The sequence below is a fragment of the Stenotrophomonas sp. 2YAF22 genome (assembly GCF_052114665.1).
GTDB classification, from domain to species: Bacteria; Pseudomonadota; Gammaproteobacteria; order Xanthomonadales; family Xanthomonadaceae; genus Stenotrophomonas; species Stenotrophomonas indicatrix.
In genome coordinates this window covers 1-5,037 of record NZ_JBFRFE010000303.1, presented here as the reverse complement: position 1 = coordinate 5,037, position 5,037 = coordinate 1, and the positions used below count along the sequence as shown (strand labels likewise).

At 66.8% G+C, this 5,037-nt stretch carries 3 protein-coding genes and 2 tRNA genes; all 5 read left to right on the top strand.

Annotated features, from left to right (window positions below; genetic code table 11):
• The first annotated feature begins 4 nt into the window (after positions 1 to 4).
• Positions 5 to 81, top strand: a tRNA-Pro gene (locus tag AB4Y84_RS12905).
• Positions 82 to 219: 138 nt separating this feature from the next.
• A tRNA-Pro gene (locus AB4Y84_RS12900) sits at positions 220 to 296 on the top strand.
• 238 nt (positions 297 to 534) lie between these two features.
• Positions 535 to 1,740, top strand: coding sequence for a CynX/NimT family MFS transporter (locus tag AB4Y84_RS12895; RefSeq protein ID WP_223495754.1), 1,206 nt, complete (start codon positions 535 to 537; stop codon positions 1,738 to 1,740).
• A 372-nt stretch (positions 1,741 to 2,112) separates the two neighbouring features.
• The gene (gene pgaA / locus AB4Y84_RS12890) at positions 2,113 to 4,152 is read left to right on the top strand and encodes a poly-beta-1,6 N-acetyl-D-glucosamine export porin PgaA (RefSeq protein ID WP_442244285.1); all 2,040 of its coding nucleotides are present in this window, start codon (positions 2,113 to 2,115) and stop codon (positions 4,150 to 4,152) included.
• 1 nt (position 4,153) lies between these two features.
• Positions 4,154 to 5,037 (top strand): poly-beta-1,6-N-acetyl-D-glucosamine N-deacetylase PgaB (gene pgaB / locus AB4Y84_RS12885; protein WP_442250235.1); only part of this gene is annotated, 884 nt, incomplete at its 3' end.

The window sequence follows — 5,037 nt, the reverse complement described above, 5'->3', positions numbered from 1 at the left end:
CCTTCGGGGTGTAGCTCAGTCTGGTAGAGCGCTACGTTCGGGACGTAGAGGTCGCAGGTTCGAATCCTGTCTCCCCGACCACTTCGGTGGTCGCATTGAAGCCTGGTGAAGTCTTCCAGGCTTTTTTGTTCCCGCAGGAGTCGCTGCCACGGCAGCGAAGCAGAACGGCCCTCCCCCTTGCCGCCATCGGGGGAAATGGCTAGAATAGGCGGCTCCCTTCGGGGTGTAGCTCAGTCTGGTAGAGCGCTACGTTCGGGACGTAGAGGTCGCAGGTTCGAATCCTGTCTCCCCGACCACTTCGGTGGTCACCAAGAAGCCTGGAAGACATCAGTGTCCTCCGGGTTTTTTTGTATCCGGAATCCGGGACAGCCGGCTGCGCTGCCATCAGCCACGTACGCACCGGAGCGGGGTCGAGGACCCGACGCGGCCGGCCACGTACAATGGCCGCCACTCCCCCACCTGCCACACCGGCCCCGTCCGGTGCGGGCGCTGCACGCCACCTGCGCGGCGTGCGCCACCTGCAAGGAACACCGCATGACGTCCCCCACCTCCCCTTCGCCATCGTTGTTGCACGGTCGCCTGCTGGCGTTCGCCGCAATCCTGCTGGCAGCGGTCAACCTGCGTACTGCCGTCACTTCGATCACCCCGCTGCTGGACGTGCTGGGCCAGCAGTTCGGCTTCGGCACCACCATGACCGGCGTGCTGGGCATGCTGCCGACCGCTTCGTTCGCACTGTTCGGCGTCGCCACCCCGGCGCTGGCACGACGCCTGGGCCTTGAGCGCACCACCCTGCTGGCCATGCTGATGGCCGCCACCGGTTTGCTGCTGCGCTCCAGCGCCGGCAATGTCGGCACCCTGCTGCTGGGCTCGGTGATCGCACTGGCGGGCATGGGTATCGGCAACGTGGTGGTGCCGCCGCTGGTGAAGCGCTACTTCGCCAACAAGGTCGGCACCATGAGCACGTTGTACATCAGCGTGCTGCAGCTGGGCACGATGATGCCGGCGCTGCTGGCGGTGCCGGTGGCCAACGCCGCAGGCTGGCGGGTGTCGCTGGGCATGTGGGCGCTGCTGGCGCTGGCCGCCACGCTGCCATGGCTGTTGCTGGCGCGCCGCGCACCGAAACCGGTGCTGGACAGCAACGATCCCACCGCGCAGCCGCACGGCAGGGTCTGGCGTACGTCGTTGGGCTGGAGCATGACGCTGATGTTCGGCATGACCTCGCTGATGACCTATTCGATGTTCACCTGGCTGCCGCGCATCGTGGTCGAAGCCGGCGCCACGCCTGCCTTCGGCGGGGTGATGGTCGCGGTGTTTTCGGCACTGGGCCTGCTGCCATCGCTGGTGATCCCATCGCTGGCGGTACGCCTGCAGAATCCCTTCCCACTGGTGCTGATCGGCTTCTCGGCCTTCGTCATCGCTTTCGCCGGCCTGCTGTTCGCCCCGATGAAGGCGCCGTTGCTGTGGGCCTGCCTGCTGGGCGTCGGGCCGTCCACGTTCCCGCTGGCGCTGACCCTGATCAATCTGCGCACGCGCACCCCCACCGGTTCGGCGGCCCTGTCCGGCTTCATGCAGGGCGTGGGCTACAGCTTCAGCTGCCTGGGCCCGTTCCTGGTCGGTTGGCTGCACACCGTCAGCGAGGGCTGGACCCTGCCCTTCGCCTTCCTGTTCGGCTGCGCGCTGCTGATGCTGTGCGCCTCGTGGGTGGCCTGCAAGCCGCGCAAGCTGGAAGACCTGTGGTGACCGGACCGGCGGGCTGACGCCCGCCGCCGTGAAGCTGGACCCACACACCCCACTACCGCGATCTACACACCGCCACCGCAGCGGGTGACGTAGCGTGTCCAAAGCTGACCCGTTTCGTGTCCAGAACCGGCCCTGCCAGCGTGGTGCGCCCCCACAGGGCGGCCTCAGGCTGCCCCGTGCCGTTCCAGTGGACAGCGGAAAGTGTATGCGCGACAACGCGTTGCGACAGGGCTGGCCGGTCATCCAAGGACTCTCCGTCAACAAGGTACGGATAGGAAGTAGGCGCTTTGGCAGAGCGTCAGCTATAGTTGGCATGTGATGTGCGTCACACTTTTCAGCACATCGTTCAGCAATGGATGCTTAGGGGGTCTCATGGTTGTTCACCGTCCACTGGCGCTGTGCGTCGGTCTGGCCTGCGCCACTCTGGCGTACTGGGCCGATGCGGCCCCGCCGCCCACCGTGATAACGCGCGCCGACCGGCTCGCCGAGATCGGGCACTACCGTGACCAGGCACGCTGGGTCGATGCGCTGGCGGCGATCGAGCGGGCGCAGCTGCGCGAGCCCAACGACGACCTGCTGTACAAGCTGCAGGTACTGACCCTGGGCGACATCGGCAACGCCCATCGTGCCTGGAGGCTTTACCAGGCCCGGCCCAACCTGTTCGACCAGGACCAGAGAGCGCGGCTGGAGGCCAACTACGTGGCCAAACTGGTCAACTGGAGCCTGGCCTACGGGGAAAGCGAAGACACCCGGCTGGACGAGGCCGAGGCTTCGCTGGCGGAAATGGAGCAGTACGTCGAGCGCGATGGCACCGCGCTGGCGCAAGCGCCGCTGCGGATCCGCATGGACCGGCTGATCCTGCTCAACCGCCTGGCCCGCCACGCGCAGGTGCGCGACGAGGCGCGGGCGCTGCAGCGCGAAGGCCATGCACTGCCTGATTACGTGCTGCCAGCCGTAGGCGACTCGCTGATGGCCACCCAGAACCCGGAAGAGGCCATTCCCTTGCTGGAGGCCGCCGCAAAGAACGATCCCTCACGCTTCGAGTCACGCTCGGAGCTGGCCTATGCCTATCTGGAAACCGAGCAGGCGGAGAAGGCGGTGGGCTACCTGCAGGCCTGGCAGAAGGACGAACCGGCCTGGCGCTGGGGCGGCGGCAAGACCCCCTTCCAGAACTGGGCGCGCTACGAGGCCGACCTGAACCTGGGGATGGTGCGGGCCTACAGCGGCGACCTGCCCACGGCCCAGCGCGAACTGGAAGCCCTGGTCGAGGTCGGCCCGGGCAATGGCAGCCTGCAGACTTCACTGGGCAGCGTCTACCAGCTGCGCGGCTGGCCACGGCGGGCACTTGAGCGCCACCAGATGGCCTATACCCTGGACCCGCGTGACATCGCGCCGCGCCTGGGCATGTACGAATCCTACGTGCAGCTGCAACGCGACGACCTGGCGCGGCCGCTGCATGACGACCTGCTGGCTCGCTATCCAAGCCAGCCGGCGGTGCAACGCATGGACCGCGACTGGCGCGCCCATCGCGGCTGGCAGCTGCTGGCCAAGGTCGAGGGTGGCCGCAGTTCCGGCGGTGGCGGCACCTCGCCGCTGGGCAACGACGACCTGCACTACGGCGTGGAAGTGGCCTCGCCGGTTCTCAACGACCGCTGGCGCCTGTTTGCCTTCGCCGACCGCCGTTCGGTCAGCTTCCAGGACCAGGACATCGATCCGCTGTGGATCGGTGCCGGCGTGCGCTACCGCTTCGACCGCCTCGATGCCGAGGCGGCGGTGACGCGCCCCAACGACAGCATCGGCGACACCGGCCTGCGCGGCGGCTTCGGCTGGCAGTTCAATGATCGCTGGCATGCCGGCGTAACCGCTGCCCGCAATGACCCGGAAGCCTCGATGCAGGCACGCGTGGCCGGCATCACCGCCGACAGCGTTGCGGTTGCAGTGGACTACACGCGCAACGAGCGCACCCACTGGAGCTTCGGTGGCAGCCAGTTCCGTTACGACGATGGCAACCGCCGCGATACGCTGAACAGTGCGATCGAACAACGGCTGTTGACCCGCCCGCGCCTGTTGATCGATGGCCTGGGCAGCGTCTACACCAGCCGTGGCAGCCGCGACGATGCGCCCTACTTCAACCCCTCGCGGGATCGCTCGGTGGAAGTGGGCCTGCGCATCGACCAACAGCTGTGGCGCCATTACGAGCGCCACTTCCGCCATCGCCTGACGGTGTCGGTGGGCAACTACTGGCAGGAAGGTTTTGGCAGTTCAATCATTCCGACCGTGGCCTATCGCCACGAATGGCAGTTCGATCAAGGGCGGATCCTCGAGTACGGCGTGAGTTGGTCGCGGCCGGTCTACGACGGCCAACGTGAACGACATATCGGCTTCGATGCCGCGCTGCGCTGGGGAGAATGAGATGGAACGGATGCTTCGCAACCTGACAACCGTACTGCTGCTGGCGCTGCTGGCCCTCGCCCTGCCCGCCGCAGCCCAGCGCGCCGTCTCAGCCACGGAACTGGACGCGGCCGACAACGGCCTGCTGGTGCTCAGCTACCACGACGTGCGCGATGATGTGCTGGAAAAATCCGACGGCGACGCCTACGCGGTCAGCACGCAGAACTTCGCCGCACACCTGGATTGGCTGTCCGCGCATGGCTATCACCCGGTCTCGCTGTCACAGCTGATCAACGCCTCGCGCGGCGAAGCAACGCTGCCGCCGCGGCCGGTGCTGCTGACCTTCGACGACGGCCTGCGCAGCGTGTACAGCCGCGTCTATCCCCTGCTGCGCGCGTACAACTATCCGGCGCTGGTGGCGGTGATCACCGACTACGTGGACATGGCACCGGGACGCACCATCGACTACGGCTACCGTCCCTTCGGCCGTGACGACTTCCTGACCTGGGACCAGCTGCGCGAGATGCAGGCCAGCGGCCTGATCGAACTGGCCAGCCATACCGACAACCTGCACCACGGCGTGCAGTCCAACCCGCAGGGCAACCAGACCCCGGCGGTGATCACCCGCATCTACGACCCCAAGGCGCAGCGCTACGAAAGCGCGCAGGAGTACGAGAAGCGCCTGCGCGACGATCTCGGCCGCAGCGTGCAGCGCATCGAGAAGGAACTGGGTGTACGCCCGAAAGCGATCGTCTGGCCGTATGCGGCCTACAACCAGTTGAGCAACGACATCGCCGAGCAGCTGGGCATGCCGGTGTCCTTCGACCTGGAAGGTCGCAGCACGCCGGTGACGGCTGACCTGCATGGCTTGGCACGCCTGCTGGTGACCAGCAATCCGAACATCAC

Excerpts from the sequence above, each read along its gene's own strand:
- AB4Y84_RS12895 (WP_223495754.1), top strand. The coding sequence starts at position 535 with ATGACGTCCCCCACCTCCCCTTCGCCATCGTTGTTGCACGGTCGCCTG.
- pgaA (WP_442244285.1), top strand. The coding sequence starts at position 2,113 with ATGGTTGTTCACCGTCCACTGGCGCTGTGCGTCGGTCTGGCCTGCGCC.